Here is a 17,152-nt window from a genome sequence, read left to right as displayed (position 1 = left end):
GGCGCCGGATCGGCCCCCGTGCAGGGGCCCGCCACGAGCGTGCGAGTGGCGGGGGGCACGGGGGTCCTTTCACTCGCAGGGGCCGGTGTCGGCGGCAGCCACCGCACCGGCGCCCGCGGCGGCCGCCTCGGCGACCTCCGTGGCGGTGAGCGCGTAACCGGTGTCCGGGTCGTCGATCGCCGAGGCGAAGACGACGCCCAGCACCGTGCCGTCCGGCGCGATCAGCGGGCCGCCGGAGTTGCCGGCCCGGACCTGGCCGTAGAGGGCGTAGACGTCGCGCTGCACCGTGCGGGTGGCCCGGAAGTCCGGTCCGCTGATCTCGCCCCGGTCGCGCACCCGCGCCGGCCCGAAGTAGAAGGGGCCGCCACCGGGGTAGCCCATCACGATCGCGTCGGCGTCCGTGTCGACCGGCGTCGGCGCGAAGGACAGCGGCTCCTGCGGCAGGCCGGGGACGGCGAGCACTGCGACGTCGGTCTCCTCGTCGACGTAGACCGGCGTCGCGTCGTAGCTCTCCCCCTCGGCGATCACCGTCGGCTGGCTGACCCCGGCCAGGACGTGGGCGTTGGTCATCACCCGCTGGTCGGCGTAGACGAACCCCGAGCCGTCGATCTGCCGGGAGCAGGACTGGGCGACGCCCCGGATCTGCACGACCGAGCCCGACACCTGGGCCACCACCGGACTGGACAGCAGCGCCTGGTCCGGTGCCGGCACCTCCCGCGCCTGGGTCGGGGTGAGCGGGTCCAGCACGTCGGGGAGCCCGTTGCGGTCGATCGCCTCGCGCAGCGAGTCGTACAGCGTGCGCACCTGATCGGGCACCGTGCGGTCGACGGCCTGCACCAGGGCCGACTGGCGGACCGAGCTGGCCACCCCCGGGAACGGCGAGCTGGCCAGCGGGGTGGCCACCATCCAGGCCACCAGCAGGACGGCGGCGGCCGAGACCACCGCACCGGCGACGGCGTCGAGCATCTCGGCCGGCTCCCAGGTGACCCGCTTGCGCACCGCGCGGCCGATCAGCCCGGCCAGCAGCTGACCGACCAGGGCGCCGGCGAGCACGACCACGAGGGCCACGAAGACCCGGGTCACCGAGGAGTCGGCGAGGTCGTCGGCGATCGGACCGGACAGCTGGGCCCCCAGCACCGCGCCCCCGAAGAACCCGACGAAGGACGTCGCGGAGACGATCACCCCTTGACGGAACCCGGAGAGCGCGAACAGCAGCGCCAGGACGATCAGCGCGACGTCGACGGCGGACATGCCCGTCAGCCGCTCACCGTCATGGTGCCGACCTGCCCGAGTGCGGTGTGGAAGCTGCACTCGAAGCGGTGGTCGCCGGGGACGGTGACGGTGAACTCGATCGTCTCGCTCTGCCCGGGGGCCAGGTAGGGGATCTGCTCGGTGATCTCCTCCGGGCCGGCGTCCGCGGTGAACAGGAAGTTGTGGGTCAGCTGGTCACCGACGTTCCGCACGGTCAGCCGCACCTGCCCCGGGGCGACGGTGAAGGCGTCGGGGGTGAAGACGTAGTCGTCCCCGGTCTCCAGGGTGATCTCCTGGACGCCGTCCGCGGCGGTGCTCACCGCCCCGACCTCTCCGTCGGTGGTGCGGGTGGCCTCGGGCAGCGTCGGCTGCTCGTTGCTGCAGCCGGTCAGCACGGCCAGCAGCGTCGTCAGGGTCAGCAGCAGGCCTGCCAGCAGCCGGCCAGGTGATCGTGCGGCTCTGCCGCCAGGTCGTCGGGCGGCTCTGCCGCCAGGTCGTCGCGCGGTTCCCGCGCCGGGCACAGTCGCGCTCATCGCCCTGGGACCGTACGCGCGGATCCGCTCCCGGCGGCGCCGTCGGCCACGGTCGGCGCGGCGCGGTCGGCGAGGTCGGAGTCGATCGGCTCCTCCTCGCTGTCGGCCGGCGCGGCCGCCGCCAGGCCGGCGAGTGGCCGGACGTCGTCGGCGTCCCACCGCTGTGCCAGCCCGGCCGCCTCGAGGACGGCGTCCAGCAGGGCCGCGGTGAAGCCCCAGACGACCATGTCGGCGACGCCGAACGCCGGCCCGACGTAGCCGGCCGGGTGGCGCACCCGGAAGCGGTTGGCCGGGTCGACCAGCTCGCTCAGCGGCACCCGGGCCACCCGCGCCACCTCCAGGGGGTCGCCGGTGGTGACGTCGCGCGGGTCGTCCCACCAGCCCAGCACCGGGACGACGAGGTTGTCCGACGGGCCCAGGAACAGCGCCGGCAGCGTGGCCAGCACCCGCACGCCGGCCGGGTCGACGCCGGCCTCCTCGTGCGCCTCGCGCAGCGCCGTCCCGACCGGGTAGTCGTCGCCGGGGTCGGCGCCACCGCCGGGGAAGGCCGGCTGGCCGGCGTGGCTGCGCAGGTGCGCGGACTTCTCGATCAGCAGCACGTCGGGGCCGCCCGGGCCCTCGCCGAAGAGGATCAGCACGGCCGAGCGCCGCGCGCTGGTCGAGGGCTGCCCGTGCCGGTGCCACAGCGGCAGCTGCCCGGCGTTGGCGACCAGTAGCTGCAGGTGCGCCGGGAGGCCGGCCAGCTCGGCGTCCGGGATGGTCACAGCTGCACGTCCAGGTGCTCGGCGACGAGCTCCTCGAACTCCTCCAGCGTGTGCACCGGCCCGATCTGCAGGTGGGCCACGGACCCGTCGGCGGCGAGGAAGACCGTGTGCGGCAGGTTGTTCACGCCCAGCGAGCTCATCACCTCGCCGTCGGCGTCGAAGGCGCTCGGGAACGTGACGCCGGAGTCCTCGGCGAACGAGGCGGCCTGAGGGACGCCGTCGACGCTGACCACCCCGAGCACCCGCACCTGGTCGCCGGCCACGTCGGCCAGCTGCTGCACCAGCGGCAGCTCCTCGCGGCAGGGCGCGCACCAGCTGGCCCAGAGGTTGAGCACCGTGGGCACCCCGGGCGCCCGGCTGAGGTCGAGGGTGCCGCCGCCGAAGCACTCGAAGACCGTTGGTGGCAGGTCGCTGTCGGCGGCCGGCACGTCGGGCTGCTCGGGGCAGGCCACCAGGTCGGTCTCCACGTCGGGCAGCTCGCTGCTGGCCGAGCTGGGGGCCGCGACGTCATCCGGCTCGTCGGAGGTGCAACCGGCCAGCAGCGCCGTGCCCAGCGCGAGGACGGCCACCAGGGACCTCAGGGCGCGGCTCACTCGGTGTCCGATGCGGCCGGGGTCTTGACCAGCTTCGCGGCTGCCTCGGGGTCCAGCGGCCCGATCCCGTACGACGGGCACCACGCGGCCAGACCGCACGCCCCGCAGGCCGGCTTCTTGGCGTGGCACACCCGGCGGCCGTGGAAGATCACCCGGTGGGAGAACATCGTCCACTCCTTCTTCGGGACGATCTCCGCGATCTCGGCCTCGACCTTGACCGGGTCCTCCTCCGCCGTCCAGCCGAACCGGCGGACCAGCCGGCCGAAGTGGGTGTCGACGGTGAGACCGGGCACGCCGAAGGCGTTGCCGAGCACCACGTTCGCGGTCTTGCGGCCGACCCCGGGCAGCGTCACCAGGTCGGTCAGCCGGCCGGGCACCTCACCGTCGAACCGTTCCACCAGCGCCTGGCCCAGGCCGATCACCGAGTTGGCCTTGGCCCGGAAGAAGCCGGTGGGCTTGAGGACCTCCTCCAGCTCGGCGCGGTCCGCCCCGGCGTAGGCGGCGGCCGTCGGGTACCGGGCGAAGAGCGTGGGGGTCACCTTGTTGACCGTCCTGTCGGTCGTCTGCGCCGACAGCACGGTGGCCACCAGCAGCTCCAGCGGCGTGGTGAAGTCCAGCTCGCAGTGCGCATCGGGGTGGATCACCGCCAGCTCCCGGGCCATCCGCCGGGCCCGCCGGGTGCGGGCCAGCGGGCTCTCCTGCGGGTCGAAGGGCGACACGCCCAGCCGCGCGACCGGCCCGGGGCGGCGGGCACGGGCGGGGCGGGTGTAGGCCGGGAGGGCATCGGGTGACGTCACTGGCCGGGACACGCACGCGAGGGTAGGCGTCGGTCCTGACAGGACGCGCCGAGAGGACGCTGACAGGACGTGCCGCCGCGACGCCGTCCGCCGTGCCGTCACGACGTGGACGGCGGGCGACCTGCATACTCGCTGCAGGTGGCACACCGGACCGGTCCGTGCCCGACCGCACGACGACATCGTCTCTCCCCCGGGCCTCCCCGCCCGGAGACGTCGCCGAGGAGGTGCTCGTGGTCGCCCTCATCGTGATCCTGTTCCCCCCGCTCCTGATCGCGTTCCTGCTGGTCATGGAGCGCGTCGAGGAGCCGCTGCGCCGTCCGACGTCCCAGCGCGAGGTCGAGGACTTCCTCGGCACCGCCACGGCGGCCGAGGTCGGCACGCTGGCCAACTCCGGCATCCGCCGGGCGATGAGCCGCTGGCGCGCCCGCCGCCGCGGTCGCGCCCGCACCTCGGCCCGGCCGGTGCTCACCGAGCGCGGCCCCGGACCGTCCGGGCCGGTCTCCGACACGGACTGAGCGCGGTGCCACCGGCCCGCCTGGGAAGGCTCTGACCAGCCACCTGCCACTCAGAGTGGGCAGATCGGTGACGGAGTGCACTGGTGAGCCGAGCCACAGGCCCTAGACTCTTCGGAAGCGCGGGTCGCCATCGCACCCGTGAGGACGTTGCGAGAGGTGCACGTGGACGAGGTCCTTGCCCAGTCCGGTCTCTTCCAGGGATTGTCGGAGGAGGCTGCCGAACCGGTCGCGAGCGGGCTGGAGACGGTGACGCTGCCCCGCGGTCGCGTGGTCTTCAACGAGGGCGAGTCGGGCGACAGCCTCTACGTCGTCCTGTCCGGCAAGGTGAAGATCTCCCGCCGGGCACCCGACGGCCGGGAGAACGTCCTGGCCGTGATGGGCCCCTCCGACCAGTTCGGTGAGCTCTCGGTGTTCGACCCGGGCCCGCGGACAGCGACGGCGACCGCGGTCACCGACGTGCGGCTGGCGAAGATGCCGAACACCATGCTGCGGCCGTGGATCACCGCCCACCCGGAGATCGGTGAGCAGCTGCTGCGGGTGCTGGCCCGCCGGCTGCGCCGCACCAACGACTCGGTGGCCGACCTGATCTTCACCGACGTCCCCGGTCGGGTGGCCAAGGCGCTGCTGCAGATGGCCGACCGGTTCGGCAGCCGGGAGACCGACGGCCTGCGGGTCAAGCACGACCTGACCCAGGAGGAGCTGGCCCAGCTGGTCGGCGCCTCCCGCGAGACGGTGAACAAGGCGCTGGCCGACTTCGTGCACCGCGGCTGGATCCAGCTGCAGGGCAAGTCGGTCGTCGTCCTCGACGAGGACCGCCTCCGCCGCCGCGCCCGCTGACGCAGCACTGAACGCGAGCGGCCCAGGACTCACCGAGAGTCCTGGGCCGCTCGCGTTCGACACCCTGCGACGGGCCCGGAGGGTGGCCACGTGCACTCTCACGAGGAGAGCGGCACGACCATCCGGATCCGGGTGCCGTCGGGCAGCACCGCCCAGCGGCCGTCGGGGCCCTCGGCGAACGTGGGCATGATCGGCTCCAGGGGGGCCGGGGGCGAGCCGGCCATCGCCGCGGCGGCGTCCGGGAAGGGCGTCAGCTGACCGAGGGTGTGGATGGTGGGCGGGAGCATCGGCCGGGTGCCGCCGGCGTGCTGGTCCAGCGCCGCGCCGGGCGTCGTCCAGACCGCCTCGTCGGCCTCGCCGGAGACGTCCCGCGCCTCCTGCCCGGTGGGCACGAGCGCGGCGAAGAACTTGGTGTCGTACCGCCGGCTCTCCCCGGGCGGGGTGATCCAGTGCGCGAACGGGCGGAGCAGGTCGGCCCGCAGCGCGAGTCCGCGGCCGGCGAGCAGCTCGGCGAGGGAGAGCTCGTGGGCCATCAGGGCCTGCCGCTGGGCCTCCCAGTCCTCACCCGAGACGTCCGGGACGACGCCGGCGCCGTCGGCCGGACCGGCCAGCAGCACGCCGGCCTCCTCGAACGTCTCCCGGACGGCGGCACAGACCAGTTCGCGGGCCAGCCGCTCGTCGCAGCCGAACGCGCTCGCCCAGTCGGCCGGCGGCGGCCCGATCCAGGCCAGGTCGGTGTCGCCGTCCCGCTCGTCGACCCCACCACCGGGATAGGCGCTCATCCCGCCCGCGAAGGGCATGCCCTTCGTGCGCCGCAGGAGGTAGACCTCCATCCCCACAGCGGCGTCCCGCAGCAACAACACCGTCGCCGCCTGCCGGATCGCAGCGGGGAGAGACGAGCTCACCGATCGTCCGTACGGACGCCGACGAAGGAGGCGGTGGCCCCGGCGCGGGGGCCGGAGGCTCCCCGCCGGGGCCACGGCGACACGCTCGTCGCCGTCCGCACCGCCTCCTGGCCGCGGTGCGATCCGGAGGATCGCAGGGCCACGCCGGCCATCAGCGCAGTTCGACGGTGAGCTCGACCTCGACGGGGGCGTTCATCGGCAGCTCGGCGACGCCGACGGCGCTGCGGGCGTGCTGCCCGGCCTCGCCGAACACCCGGCCGAGGAACTCGCTGGCGCCGTTGACGACCCGCGGCTGGCCGGAGAAGCCCTCGGCGCTGGCGACGTAGCCGACCACCCGGATCACCCGGGCGACGGAGTCGAGCCCGACCAGGTCGTCGATGGCGGCCAGCGCGTTGAGCGCGCAGACCTTGGCGTCGGCGGCGGCGTCCTCGGCGTCGACCGAGCCGCCCACCTTGCCGGTGCGGCGGAGGCCGCCGTCGACGAAGGGCAGCTGGCCGGAGGTGAACACCAGCTGGCCGGTGCGGACGGCCGGCACGTAGGCCGCGACCGGGGCGGCGACCGGGGGCAGCCGGACGCCGAGCTCGGCGAGGCGGGCGTGCCAGCTGTTGGTGGGGGCGCTCATCTCGTCGGCCTCAGCTGGTCGGGCGCTTGAGGTAGGCCACCAGCTGGTCGCCGCCACCCGGGCCCGGGACGACGGTCACCAGCTCCCAGCCGTCGACGCCCCAGGAGTCCAGGATCGCCTTGGTGTTGTGGGTGAGCAGCGGGATGGTCGCGTACTCCCAGGTGCGGCGGGTGGTTTCGCTCATGGCGCGACGCTAGCGCAGCCGGGACAGGCCGGGATCGGCCGCCGCTCGTAGGCTCGGTGGGGTGACCTCCGCTCCCCCGCCCGGCGCCTCCTCCGTGCGGTGCCATGTCGTGACCGGCAAGGGGGGCACCGGCAAGACGACCGTGGCCGCCGCCCTCGCGCTCTCCCTCGCCGCCGACGGCCGGCACGTGCTGCTGGTGGAGACCGAGGGCCGGCAGGGCATCGCCCAGCTCTTCGACACCCCGCCGCTGCCCTACGAGGAGCGCCGGGTCGCGGTCGCCCGCGGGGGCGGTGAGGTCAAGGCCCTGGCGATCGACGTCGAGGCGGCCTTCCTCGAGTACCTGGACATGTTCTACAACCTGAAGCGCGCCGGCTACGCGCTGCGCAAGATGGGCGCGGTCGACTTCGCCACCGCGATCGCCCCGGGCCTGCGGGACGTGCTGCTGACCGGGAAGATCAAGGAGGCGGTCACCCGTCGCGGCAAGGACGGCCGACCGGTCTACGACGCGGTCGTGGTCGACGCCCCGCCGACCGGGCGGATCACCCGCTTCCTGAACGTGACCAACGAGGTGGCCGGGCTGGCCCGCTCCGGGCCGATCAAGGCGCAGAGCGACGGGGTGATGGCGGTGTTCCGCTCGCCGCTGACCGCGGTGCACCTGGTGACCCTGCTGGAGGACATGCCGGTGCAGGAGACCGCCGATGCGATCGCCGAGCTGACCGCCGCGCAGCTGCCCGTGGGGTCGGTGATCGTCAACATGGCCACCGAGCCGCTGCTGCCGGCCGCGAGCATCGCCCGCACGGCCGAGGGCCGGCTCACCGCCGCCGACCTGCTTCCCTCGCTCACCGCCGCGCAGGTGCCGACTGCTCCGGAGGTGGCGGCGGGGCTGGCCGCCGAGGCCGTCGAGCACGCCCGCCGCTGGATCGCGCAGGACGCGCTGCGCGGGGACGTCGAGGCGCTGGGCCGCCCGGTGGTGGAACTGCCGCTGTCGTCGTCCCCGATCGACCTCGGCTGCCTGTTCGAGCTGGCCGAGCGGCTCGAGGGCCACCTGCAGACCGGGGTGGCGGCGTGAGCGCCCCGCGGCGCCCCGCGGTGGCCCCGGCGCTGGACCTCGCGGCCCTGGTCGAGGACCGGGCGACCCGGATCATCGTGTGCTGCGGCTCCGGTGGCGTGGGCAAGACCACGACGTCGGCGGCGCTCGCGCTGGCCGCCGCGGAGGCCGGCCGGGAGGTCGTCGTCCTGACCATCGACCCGGCCCGCCGGCTGGCCCAGTCGCTGGGCCTGGTGGAGCTGGACAACGAGCCGCGGCTGGTCGAGACGCCCGGTGCCCCCGGCGAGCTGCACGCGATGATGCTGGACATGAAGCGGACGTTCGACGACGTCGTGTCCGCGCACTCGACGCCCGAGCGGGCGCAGGTGATCTTCGACAACCCCTTCTACCAGGCGCTGTCGTCCTCCTTCGGCGGGACGCAGGAGTACATGGCCATGGAGAAGCTGGGGCAGCTGCGGGCCAGCGACCGCTGGGACCTGGTCATCGTGGACACCCCGCCGTCCCGGTCGGCGCTGGACTTCCTGGACGCCCCGAACCGGCTGTCCCGGTTCCTCGACGGCACGATGATCCGGCTGCTCACCGCCCCCGCGCGGGCCGGTGGGCGGGCCGGCGTCCGGCTGGTGGGGGCAGGCTTCTCGCTGTTCAGCCGGATCATCAGCAAGATCCTCGGCGGGCAGCTGCTCAACGACATCTCCGCCTTCGTCTCCGCGCTGGACACCATGTTCGGCGGGTTCCGCGAGCGCGCCGACGCCACGTACCAGCTGCTCCGCCAGCCCGGGACGTCGTTCGTGGTGGTCGCCGCCCCGGAGCCGGACGCACTGCGGGAGGCCTCCTACTTCGTCGACCGGCTGTCCACCGAGGGCATGCCGCTGGCCGGGCTGGTGCTCAACCGCACCCACCCGCCGGCGACGACCGCACTGTCGGCGACCCGCGCGGAGGCCGCCGCGGAGGCGGTCGCCGAGGCCGGTGGGCCGGGGTCGAAGCTGGCCGCCGGGGCGCTGCGGGTGCACGCCGAGCGGATGACGGTGGCCGCGCGGGAGCAGCGGCTGGCCGACCGGTTCACCAGCGCCCACCCGGAGGTGCCGATCCGCGCGGTCCCGGCCGCGGCCGGCGACGTGCACGACCTGGACGGGCTCCGGCTGATGGGCGAGGCGCTGCTCGCCGCCGAGGCCGACGCCGGCACGGGCACCCCGCGCAGCCGGGTCCTGCCGCTGCGCCCCACGGCCGGCTGACCTCCTCGTTCGTGGGGCAGGAGGGACGCACGGGGCAGGACGAGGTCCCGTGCGTCACCCGTTCGTGTCCGCGTCGCCCGGGGGCCTGGTCCCGGTCGTGACGCACGGTTAGCTTCCGCCCGACCGTTCCGTCGGAGGGATGACACACCAGGCATGAGCACCGCACCCGAGCTCGACCGCAGCACCGCGACGACCACGCCGCCGGCCGGGCTCTTCGGCACCGGCACCGCCGTCCCCGTCGACGTCCCGCCCGCCGCCGAACTGCCGGTCGAGATCCCGGTCGACCTCACCGGCATGGACGCCGACGACAAGGCCCGCACCAAGGTCATCACCTCGGCGATCCGCCGTCGGTCCCAGGAGCTGCGCCGGGAGCACCCGGTCCTCCGCCACCAGGACGCCCTGGGCCTCACCGCGTTCGGCGTCGCCGTCCTCGGCTTCGCCGGCAGCGGCGCGCTGTACCTGACCGGCGTGCTGCCCTGGTACGTGACGCTGTTCGTCTCCGCCGCCTTCGCCGCGATCGGGCACGAGGTGGAGCACGACCTGATCCACGCGCTGTACTTCCGTCGCCGCAAGGCCGTGCGGTACGGGCTGCTGTTCGGTGTCTGGGCGATCCGGCCCTACACGATCAACCCGGTCTACCGGATCCGGCTGCACCTGCGGCACCACGCCTACTCCGGCCTCCCCGACGACATCGAGGAGGTGTCGATCACCAACGGCAAGCCGTGGGGCGCCGTCCGGCTCTACAGCCTGCTCGACCCCTACGTGCCGGCGATGATCCGGATCGTCACCACCAGGCCGAAGGACGCCGAGGACGCGCTCTGGCGGAAGACCATCCTCAAGGCCAGCATCGGGCTGACCCCGGTGGCGATCACCATCTGGTACGCCTTCCTCGGCCTGCACGTGGCCTCCTGGCTGGGCGCCGACGTGCCGGCGAGCTGGCTGCACGCGCTCACCGTGCTGACCGTCGTCTGGGTCGGCCCGAACGTGTGGCGCGGCTTCTGCCTGCACTTCATCAGCAGCAACATGCACTACCAGGGCGACGTCGAGCAGGGGAACGTCCTGCAGCAGACCCAGGTGTTCAACAAGTGGTACCTGGCGCCCTTCCAGGTGTTCTGCGCCAACTTCGGCAGCACCCACCCGATCCACCACTTCTACGTGGCCGACCCGTTCTACGTGCGCCAGCTGATGGAGCGGGACATCCACCCGGTGCTCGCCGCCAACGGCGTCCGCTTCAACGACATGGGCACCTTCAAGCGGGCCAACCGGTACAACGGCTGACCTCGTCCGGGGTGTGATCGGGGCCACTCCCCGGCACGCCCCGGACGACGCGCCGAGCGCCGTGGCACCACCCAGCGCGTCGGCGTCCGAGGCAGCGGACGACGGCCCCGCGGACAGGTACCTTGGCCTGCGATGTCCGAGTCTGCGAACCCCCGTCTGGGCGCCCTGGTCAAGCTGGCCGTGACGATCGTCGTCGCCGGTGCCCTCGTCGCCGCCATGCTGCTGCCCTGGGTGGGCGGACCGGGCCTCGTCGCCCGCAACTCCACCAGCCTGCTCGACGCCCTGCCCGTCGAGCTGACCGACGAGACGCCGAACGGCAACACCAGGGTGCCGGCCGCCGACGGGTCGCTGATCACGGAGTTCTACACGAACAACCGCACCCCGGTGACCCCCGACCAGGTCTCCGACGTGATGAAGCAGGCCCTGGTCGACATCGAGGACTCGCGCTTCTACCAGCACAACGGCCTGGACGTCGAGGGCACGATGCGCGCCCTGGTCAAGAACCTCGCCGCCGGGGAGGTCGAGGAGGGCGGTTCGACGCTCACCCAGCAGCTGGTCAAGCAGACCCTGCTGCAGACCGCGGACACCCCCGAGGAGCGCGAGGCGGCCGACGACAAGACGGTGGGCCGCAAGCTGCGCGAGGTGCGGCTGGCGCTCGCCCTGGAGGAGACCTACTCCAAGGACGAGATCCTCACCCGCTACCTGAACATCGCCTACTTCGGGGCCGGCGCCTACGGCATCCAGGCCGCCGCGCAGACCTACTTCAGTGTCAACGCCGTCGACCTCACCCTCCCCCAGGCCTCGGTGCTGGCCGGGCTGGTGCAGAGCCCGGGCAACACCGACCCGATCTCCCACCCCGAGGCCGCAGCGAACCGGCGCAACCAGGTGCTGGCCCGGATGCACGAGCTCGGCCACATCACCGACCAGGAGCTCGCCGACATCTCGGCCAGCCCGATCCCGATCGCGGAGGGCGGCAAGGCGCCGAACGGCTGCGCTCAGGCGGTCGTCGGCGGCTTCTTCTGCGACTACCTGCAGAGCTACTTGATCAACGAGCTCGACTTCACCCAGACGCAGCTGGACAACGGCGGCTACACCATCCAGACGACACTGCGCCCGGACATGCAGGCCGCCGGCGACCAGGCGGTGCTGAAGACCCTCGGGATGGGCGACCCGCTGGCCGGCATCTACACCGCGGTCGAGCCGGGCACGGGCAAGGTGCTGGCGATGAGCGTGAACCGGCAGTTCGGCTGCGACGCGGCCAACCCGGCGTGCGAGTCGGTGAACCTGAACGTCGCCGCCAGCCAGGGCTCCGGATCGACCTACAAGGTCTTCACTGCCGCGTCCGCCCTGGAGCAGGGCTACGGCGTCAACTACCGGATCACCACCAGTGACCCCTACTACTCACGGGTCTACAAGCAGATGGGCGGCACCACGGGCAAGGCGTACGGCCCGATCGGCAACGTCGGCACGCTCCCGAGGACGCTGACCATGCACGATGCACTGGCCCGGTCGTCCAACACCTACTTCGTGGCCATGGAGGACCAGCTGGGCAGTGTCCGCGGCCCGGTGGAGATGGCCCAGCGGATGGGGCTCAACCTGCCCGAGGAGCGGGCACGGGTCACGATCGAGGGCGAGCAGGGCTCCTTCACGCTGGGCGCCATCGAGACCAGTCCGCTCTACCTGGCCAGCGCCTACTCCACGTTGGCCGCCAGTGGCACCCAGTGCGACCCGGTCCCGGTGGTCCAGATCCTGAACCGGGCCGGCGAGCCGCTCACCGGTGAGGACGGGCAGCCCCTGGTCAAGGGCGACAACTGCAACCCCGACGCCGTCCCGGCCGGCGTCGCCAACACCCTCAGCCAGGTGCTCACCGCCGACGTGAAGAGCAACATCGGCACCGGCACCCGGGCCAACGTCCCCGGCCACCAGATCGCCGGCAAGACCGGGACGTCGCAGGACCGCAACTCGGCCGCGTTCGTCGGCTTCCTGCCGGAGTACGCAGCGAGCGTCATGGTGCTCAACCCCAAGGGCAACCAGGACGTGGGCAGCTACGGCGGCGGCAAGCCCGCGCAGATCTGGCACGACGCCATGGAGCCGATCCTGAACCAGGGGCCCACCCGGGAGTTCCCAGCGGCCGACCCGGCCGTCGCTGCGGGCACCAAGGGCACCGGAGCCGTTGTGCGCAGGGAGAGCAACGACAGCACCTCGAGCAGCAGCCGAGGGGGCGGGTCGACCTCCACCCCGACGACGCCGGCAGCGCCGACCACCGAGGTGACGCCGCCGGCGGATGTCCCCGCAGCCGGAGGCGACGCGGTGGCACCCCCGACGACCGAGGGCACCACGAACTGACCGCAGCATCGCGCACGACGAGGGGGGCAGAGCCTGGTGGCTCTGCCCCCCTCGTCGTGCGACAGCATTCCCCGGGAGAGCCGACCGAGCCGGCTCCCACCGCTCAGCCGAGCTGCTTGCGCACCTCCGCGGCCACCCGGCCGCCCTCGGCCCGACCGGCCACCTGGCCCTGCACGGCACCCATCACCTTGCCCATGTCCTTCATCCCGCTGGCGCCGGTCTTCGTGACCACGTCCGCGACCAGGGCAGCGAGGTCGGCGTCCTCGAGCTGGGCAGGCAGGTAGGTGGCCAGCACGCCCTCCTCGGCGCGCTCCCGCTCGGCCTGCTCGGCCCGGCCGGCGCCGCCGAACGCCTCCGCCGCCTCGCGGCGCTTCTTGGCCTCGCGGCGCAGCACGGCCTGCACCTCGTCGTCGGTCAGCTCGCGGGCCTCCTTGCCGGAGACCTCCTCGGCGCTCACCGCGGCGAGCACCATGCGCAGCGTGGCGGTGCGCAGCTCGTCGCGGCTCTTCATCGCGGTGGTCAGGTCATTGCGCAGTCGGTCCTTCAGCTCACTCACGACCCAGAGCCTGCCACTCCGGACCGACCCGGACGACGCAGTTCCCCGTCCCCCTAGGCTCGCGGCATGCGCGCCACCACCGCCGTCCCCGCCGCACTCGTGGCCACCGGTGCCGCCACGGTCGCCTACGCGGGCCTCGTGGAGCGGACGCACTGGACCCTGCGCCGCTTCGACGTCTCCGTCCTGCCGCCGGGTTCCGCGCCGCTGACCGTGCTGCAGCTGTCGGACCTGCACATGACCGCCGGGCAGCGCAGCAAGCAGGAGTGGGTCGCCGGGCTGGCCGACCTGCGCCCGGACCTGGTGATCACCACCGGTGACAACCTGGCCGGCATGGACGCCGTCCCGGCGACGCTGCGGGCGCTCGAGCCGCTGATGGACCTCCCCGGCGCGTTCGTGCTCGCCAGCAACGACTACTACGCCCCGCGGCCGAAGAACCCGCTCAAGTACTTCAAGACGAACCACAAGCGGGTGCACGGCGACCCGCTCCCCTGGCGCGAGCTGCGCAACGGGATGACCGGCCGGGGCTGGCTCGACCTGACCAACGGCACCGGCGCGCTGACCGTGGCCGGCACCCGGATCGCCTTCGCCGGGGTGGACGACCCGCACCTGAAGCGGGACCGGTACGACCTCGTCGCCGGACCGGCCGACCAGTCCGCCGACGTGCGGATCGGGCTGGTGCACTCCCCCGAGCCGCGCGTGCTGGACCGGTTCGCCGCCGACGGCTACGACCTGCTGCTGTGCGGGCACACCCACGGCGGCCAGCTGCGGGTGCCCTTCTACGGCGCGCTGGTCACCAACTGCGGCATCGACCGGCAGCACGTCCGGTGGCTGCACCGGTGGACACCGCCGTCCGCGGGGCACCCGACCGGCACCTGGCTGCACGTCTCGGCGGGGCTGGGCACCAGCCCGTACGCGCCGCTGCGGTTCGCCTGCCCGCCCGAGGCCACGCTGCTGACCCTCACCGCGCGCTGAGCGACCCCGGTCGCGGGGCCGAAGGGGGCCGCAGAGCCCGATCGGGCATCGGTTACAGTTGTCGACGCACCTCGGGGTGTGGCGCAGCTTGGTAGCGCGCGTCGTTCGGGACGACGAGGCCGCAGGTTCAAATCCTGTCACCCCGACCAGCCACTCAGGGACCGCCGATCCGGCGGTCCCTGAGTGCGTTCAGGGCACAGGTCACTCCGCCGGGCCGTTTCCGCCCGTAGCCACCCGGGCACCGTCCCCCGGTGACCGAATGGCTGCTCCTGCTGGCGGCCGTGCTGCTGACCGCGCTCACCGGGTTCTTCGTCGCGGCCGAGTTCTCCCTCACCACCGTCGACCGTGGCAAGGCCCAGGAGGCCGCGCAGGCCGGGGACACCGGCGCGGCCGGGGTCGTCACCGCGTTGCGGGGGCTGTCCACCCAGCTGTCGGCGGCCCAGCTGGGCATCACGCTGACCACCCTGATCGTCGGCTTCCTCGCCGAGCCCGCACTGGGCGGCCTGCTCGAGCCGGTGCTGGCGGCCATCGGGCTCCCGGAGAACGCGACCAGCCCGATCGCGATCGGGCTGGCCATCTTCCTGGCCACCTTCCTGCAGATGATCATCGGCGAGCTGGGCCCGAAGAACCTGGCGATCGCCCGCCCGCTGCCGACCGCCTCGCTCGTCGCCCCCGGCATGCGGCTGTTCACCACGGTGGCCGGACCGGTGGTGCGCACCCTCCAGCGGCTGGCCAACGCGATCGTGCGCCGGCTGGGGTTCGAGCCCCGCGAGGAGCTCGACGACACCCGGGACGCGCAGGGCCTGGCCGCGGTCGCCCGGCGCTCGGCCGAGGAGGGTGACCTCTCCCCCGTCGCCGCCCGGCTGCTGGCCCGCTCGCTGGGGCTCCGCGAGAAGTTCGCCACCGACGTGATGACCCCCCGGACCCGGCTGTGGACGCTGAGCTCGGCGGCGACCGCGGCCGACGTCATCGACGCCGCCATCCGGTCGGGCAACTCCCGGTTCCCGGTCTACGGCGCCGACCTGGACGAGGTGACCGGCGTGGTGCACGTCAAGCACGCGGTCTCCGTGCCCGACGAGGAGCGGCTGGAACGCACCGCCGGGGAGCTGGCCGAACCGGTGCTCGCCGTCCCGTCGTCCCTGCACCTCGACCCGCTGCTGGACCTGCTGCGCGAGCAGGGGCTGCAGCTGGCGCTGGTCGTCGACGAGTGGGGCGCCACCCACGGCATCGTGACCCTGGAGGACATCGTCGAGGAGCTGGTCGGCGAGATCACCGACGAGACCGACCGGCCGCTGCGCCAGCTGCGCCGGGACGGCGACGACTGGCTGCTGTCGGGCCTGCTCCGCCCGGACGAGCTCCGCGAGCGCACCGGCATCACCGTCCCCGAGGGCCGGTACGAGACCGTGGCCGGGTTCGTCGTGGAGCAGCTGGCCCACCTCCCGGAGGAGGGCGAGTCGGTCGACGTCGAGGGCTGGCGGCTCACCGTCGACGAGGTCGAGGGACGGCGCGTCGCACGCCTGCGGGCCACGCCCGCCCCGGACTCCGACGACACCCCGCACGACCAGGACGTCGCACGACCGGCCGGCGCCACCGCCGTCCGCCCCGAGCGAGAGGTGGCGCAGGCGTGAGCGACGGTCTGGCCCTGCTGGTGCTCGTCGTGCTGCTGCTGGGCAACGCGTTCTTCGTCGCCGCCGAGTTCGCCCTGGTCTCGGCGCGTGCCGACCAGATCGAGCCACGCGCGGAGGCCGGTTCGGTGCGGGCGCAGAAGACGCTGGCCGCGATGCGCAACGTCAGCCAGATGATGGCCGGGGCGCAGCTGGGCATCACGCTGTGCTCACTGGGGCTCGGCGCGGTCGGCGAGCCCGCGGTCGCGCACCTGATCGAGGTGCCGCTGGAGGCGGTCGGTGCGCCGGAGGCGCTGCTGCACCCGATCGCGCTGGTGATCGCCCTGTCACTGGTCACCGTGCTGCACATGGTGCTGGGCGAGATGGTGCCGAAGAACATCACCATCGCCGGGCCGGACCGGGCGGCGATCGCCCTGGGCCCGCCGCTGGCGGTGCTGGTGCGGGTGCTCAAGCCGTTCATCTGGTTCTTCAACACCGTCGCCAACGCCTTCGTGCGGCTGTTCGGGGTCACTCCCACCGACGAGGTGTCCGCCAGCTTCGACCACGACGAGATCCAGTCGATGATCACCCAGTCGCGGCGCGAGGGGCTGCTGGGCGCCGAGGTCAGCGACCTGGCCGCCGGCGCGCTCACCTTCGAGCAGCACGACATCAGCTCGGTCCTGCTGCCCACGGACTCGCTGGTCACCGTGCCCCGCTCGTCCACCCCCCGGCAGCTGGAGGGCGTCGTCGCCGAGCACGGCTTCAGCCGCTACCCCATGCGCGCCGAGGACGGCACGCTGGTCGGCTACGTGCACGTCAAGGACGTGCTGGGCACCGGGCCCACGTCGCGGGACCAGCCGGTGCCCGACCAGGCGGTGATCGACTTCGTGCAGCTCACCCCGGCGGAGCCGCTGCCGGAGGTGCTGCGGGAGATGCGCCGCTCCGGTGCGCACCTGGGACTGGTCCGGGACGGCGACCGGGTGCTCGGCCTGGTGGCGCTGGAGGACGTGCTGGAGCAGCTGATCGGCGACGTCCGGGACGCCGGCGTCGAGCGGCCGACCGCCGGCCGGCCGCCCGTCGCGGAGGCCGGCGCCGGCGCAGGGGGAAGATGACCC

18 protein-coding genes and 1 tRNA gene are annotated in these 17,152 nt (G+C 73.5%); 10 read left to right on the top strand and 9 right to left on the bottom strand.

The annotated features are described in order from the left end of the window. Positions 1-69: 69 nt before the first annotated feature. The 5 genes from Q1A09_RS12230 to nth all read right to left on the bottom strand — a co-directional run bounded on the left by Q1A09_RS12230 (position 70) and on the right by nth (position 3,950). Positions 70-1,251 carry a MarP family serine protease gene (locus Q1A09_RS12230; RefSeq protein WP_299955261.1) on the bottom strand — a complete coding sequence of 394 codons (1,182 nt, stop codon included), beginning with the start codon at positions 1,249-1,251 and terminating at the stop codon, positions 70-72. Positions 1,252-1,256: 5 nt separating this feature from the next. Continuing rightward, positions 1,257-1,646 (bottom strand): plastocyanin/azurin family copper-binding protein, encoded by a 390-nt coding sequence (locus tag Q1A09_RS12225; protein ID WP_299955259.1) that lies wholly within the window; start codon positions 1,644-1,646, stop codon positions 1,257-1,259. Positions 1,647-1,780: 134 nt separating this feature from the next. Then, positions 1,781-2,548: a CoA pyrophosphatase gene (locus tag Q1A09_RS12220; protein ID WP_299955257.1), complete on the bottom strand. Its 768-nt coding sequence runs from the start codon at positions 2,546-2,548 to the stop codon at positions 1,781-1,783. Beyond that, positions 2,545-3,141 carry a TlpA disulfide reductase family protein gene (locus Q1A09_RS12215; RefSeq protein ID WP_299955255.1) on the bottom strand — a complete coding sequence of 199 codons (597 nt, stop codon included), beginning with the start codon at positions 3,139-3,141 and terminating at the stop codon, positions 2,545-2,547. Before Q1A09_RS12215 ends, Q1A09_RS12220 begins: the two co-directional genes overlap by 4 nt. Further along, complete coding sequence (gene nth / locus Q1A09_RS12210; protein WP_299955253.1) at positions 3,138-3,950, bottom strand: endonuclease III; 813 nt, start codon at positions 3,948-3,950, stop codon at positions 3,138-3,140. Before nth ends, Q1A09_RS12215 begins: the two co-directional genes overlap by 4 nt. A gap of 218 nt (positions 3,951-4,168) precedes the next feature. On the opposite strand from nth, the gene Q1A09_RS12205 reads away from it, so the two are divergent. Together Q1A09_RS12205 and Q1A09_RS12200 are read left to right on the top strand one after the other, a co-directional pair. Next, positions 4,169-4,453 carry a hypothetical protein gene (locus Q1A09_RS12205; protein WP_299955252.1) on the top strand — a complete coding sequence of 95 codons (285 nt, stop codon included), beginning with the start codon at positions 4,169-4,171 and terminating at the stop codon, positions 4,451-4,453. Between the two features lie 162 nt (positions 4,454-4,615). After that, positions 4,616-5,290, top strand: a complete 675-nt coding sequence (locus Q1A09_RS12200; protein ID WP_299955339.1) for a Crp/Fnr family transcriptional regulator — start codon at positions 4,616-4,618, stop codon at positions 5,288-5,290. A 98-nt stretch (positions 5,291-5,388) separates the two neighbouring features. Here Q1A09_RS12200 and Q1A09_RS12195 read toward each other — a convergent pair whose 3' ends face one another. From Q1A09_RS12195 to Q1A09_RS12185, 3 genes are all read right to left on the bottom strand, one after another. Continuing rightward, complete coding sequence (locus tag Q1A09_RS12195) at positions 5,389-6,195, bottom strand: NUDIX hydrolase (protein WP_299955250.1); 807 nt, start codon at positions 6,193-6,195, stop codon at positions 5,389-5,391. A gap of 151 nt (positions 6,196-6,346) precedes the next feature. After that, positions 6,347-6,817: a RidA family protein gene (locus tag Q1A09_RS12190; protein ID WP_222192654.1), complete on the bottom strand. Its 471-nt coding sequence runs from the start codon at positions 6,815-6,817 to the stop codon at positions 6,347-6,349. A gap of 10 nt (positions 6,818-6,827) precedes the next feature. Beyond that, positions 6,828-7,001, bottom strand: a complete 174-nt coding sequence (locus Q1A09_RS12185; RefSeq protein WP_299955246.1) for a hypothetical protein — start codon at positions 6,999-7,001, stop codon at positions 6,828-6,830. A 109-nt stretch (positions 7,002-7,110) separates the two neighbouring features. On the opposite strand from Q1A09_RS12185, the gene Q1A09_RS12180 reads away from it, so the two are divergent. From Q1A09_RS12180 to Q1A09_RS12165, 4 genes are all read left to right on the top strand, one after another. After that, the gene (locus tag Q1A09_RS12180) at positions 7,111-8,070 is read left to right on the top strand and encodes an ArsA-related P-loop ATPase (protein WP_299955244.1); all 960 of its coding nucleotides are present in this window, start codon (positions 7,111-7,113) and stop codon (positions 8,068-8,070) included. Further along, entirely contained in the window at positions 8,067-9,281 is a 1,215-nt protein-coding gene (locus Q1A09_RS12175) for an ArsA family ATPase (RefSeq protein WP_299955242.1), read from the top strand. The genes Q1A09_RS12180 and Q1A09_RS12175 overlap by 4 nt, the downstream gene beginning before the upstream one ends. 153 nt (positions 9,282-9,434) lie before the next feature. Continuing rightward, the gene (locus Q1A09_RS12170) at positions 9,435-10,559 is read left to right on the top strand and encodes a fatty acid desaturase (protein WP_299955240.1); all 1,125 of its coding nucleotides are present in this window, start codon (positions 9,435-9,437) and stop codon (positions 10,557-10,559) included. Positions 10,560-10,691: 132 nt separating this feature from the next. Next, on the top strand, positions 10,692-12,905 hold the full coding sequence (locus Q1A09_RS12165; RefSeq protein WP_299955238.1) for a transglycosylase domain-containing protein: 2,214 nt from the start codon (positions 10,692-10,694) through the stop codon (positions 12,903-12,905). A gap of 103 nt (positions 12,906-13,008) precedes the next feature. On the opposite strand, the gene Q1A09_RS12160 is transcribed toward Q1A09_RS12165, so the two are convergent. Next, the gene (locus Q1A09_RS12160) at positions 13,009-13,461 is read right to left on the bottom strand and encodes a GatB/YqeY domain-containing protein (protein WP_299955236.1); all 453 of its coding nucleotides are present in this window, start codon (positions 13,459-13,461) and stop codon (positions 13,009-13,011) included. Positions 13,462-13,527: 66 nt separating this feature from the next. Here Q1A09_RS12160 and Q1A09_RS12155 point away from each other — a divergent pair, with 66 nt between their 5' ends. The 4 genes from Q1A09_RS12155 (at position 13,528) to Q1A09_RS12140 (ending at position 17,149) form a co-directional block, all read left to right on the top strand. Further along, a complete protein-coding gene (locus tag Q1A09_RS12155) occupies positions 13,528-14,433 on the top strand; it encodes a metallophosphoesterase (protein WP_299955234.1) in 906 nt (301 codons plus the stop codon). 72 nt (positions 14,434-14,505) lie between these two features. Next, positions 14,506-14,582, top strand: a tRNA-Pro gene (locus tag Q1A09_RS12150). A 102-nt stretch (positions 14,583-14,684) separates the two neighbouring features. Further along, the gene (locus tag Q1A09_RS12145; protein WP_299955233.1) at positions 14,685-16,061 is read left to right on the top strand and encodes a hemolysin family protein; all 1,377 of its coding nucleotides are present in this window, start codon (positions 14,685-14,687) and stop codon (positions 16,059-16,061) included. Then, positions 16,058-17,149, top strand: a complete 1,092-nt coding sequence (locus Q1A09_RS12140; protein ID WP_299955232.1) for a hemolysin family protein — start codon at positions 16,058-16,060, stop codon at positions 17,147-17,149. The genes Q1A09_RS12145 and Q1A09_RS12140 overlap by 4 nt, the downstream gene beginning before the upstream one ends. Positions 17,150-17,152 lie beyond the last annotated feature (3 nt).

This window comes from uncultured Modestobacter sp. (assembly GCF_947486615.1).
GTDB lineage: Bacteria > Actinomycetota > Actinomycetes > Mycobacteriales > Geodermatophilaceae > Modestobacter.
This window is presented reverse-complemented; position numbering and strand designations above follow the sequence as displayed.

What these genes read in the sequence shown, in the direction of transcription:
- Q1A09_RS12230 (WP_299955261.1), bottom strand. Translation starts at nt 1,251, where the DNA reads ATGTCCGCCGTCGACGTCGCGCTGATCGTCCTGGCGCTGCTGTTCGCG.
- Q1A09_RS12190 (WP_222192654.1), bottom strand. Translation starts at nt 6,817, where the DNA reads ATGAGCGCCCCCACCAACAGCTGGCACGCCCGCCTCGCCGAGCTCGGC.
- Q1A09_RS12185 (WP_299955246.1), bottom strand. Translation starts at nt 7,001, where the DNA reads ATGAGCGAAACCACCCGCCGCACCTGGGAGTACGCGACCATCCCGCTG.
- Q1A09_RS12170 (WP_299955240.1), top strand. Translation starts at nt 9,435, where the DNA reads ATGAGCACCGCACCCGAGCTCGACCGCAGCACCGCGACGACCACGCCG.
- Q1A09_RS12165 (WP_299955238.1), top strand. Translation starts at nt 10,692, where the DNA reads ATGTCCGAGTCTGCGAACCCCCGTCTGGGCGCCCTGGTCAAGCTGGCC.
- Q1A09_RS12155 (WP_299955234.1), top strand. Translation starts at nt 13,528, where the DNA reads ATGCGCGCCACCACCGCCGTCCCCGCCGCACTCGTGGCCACCGGTGCC.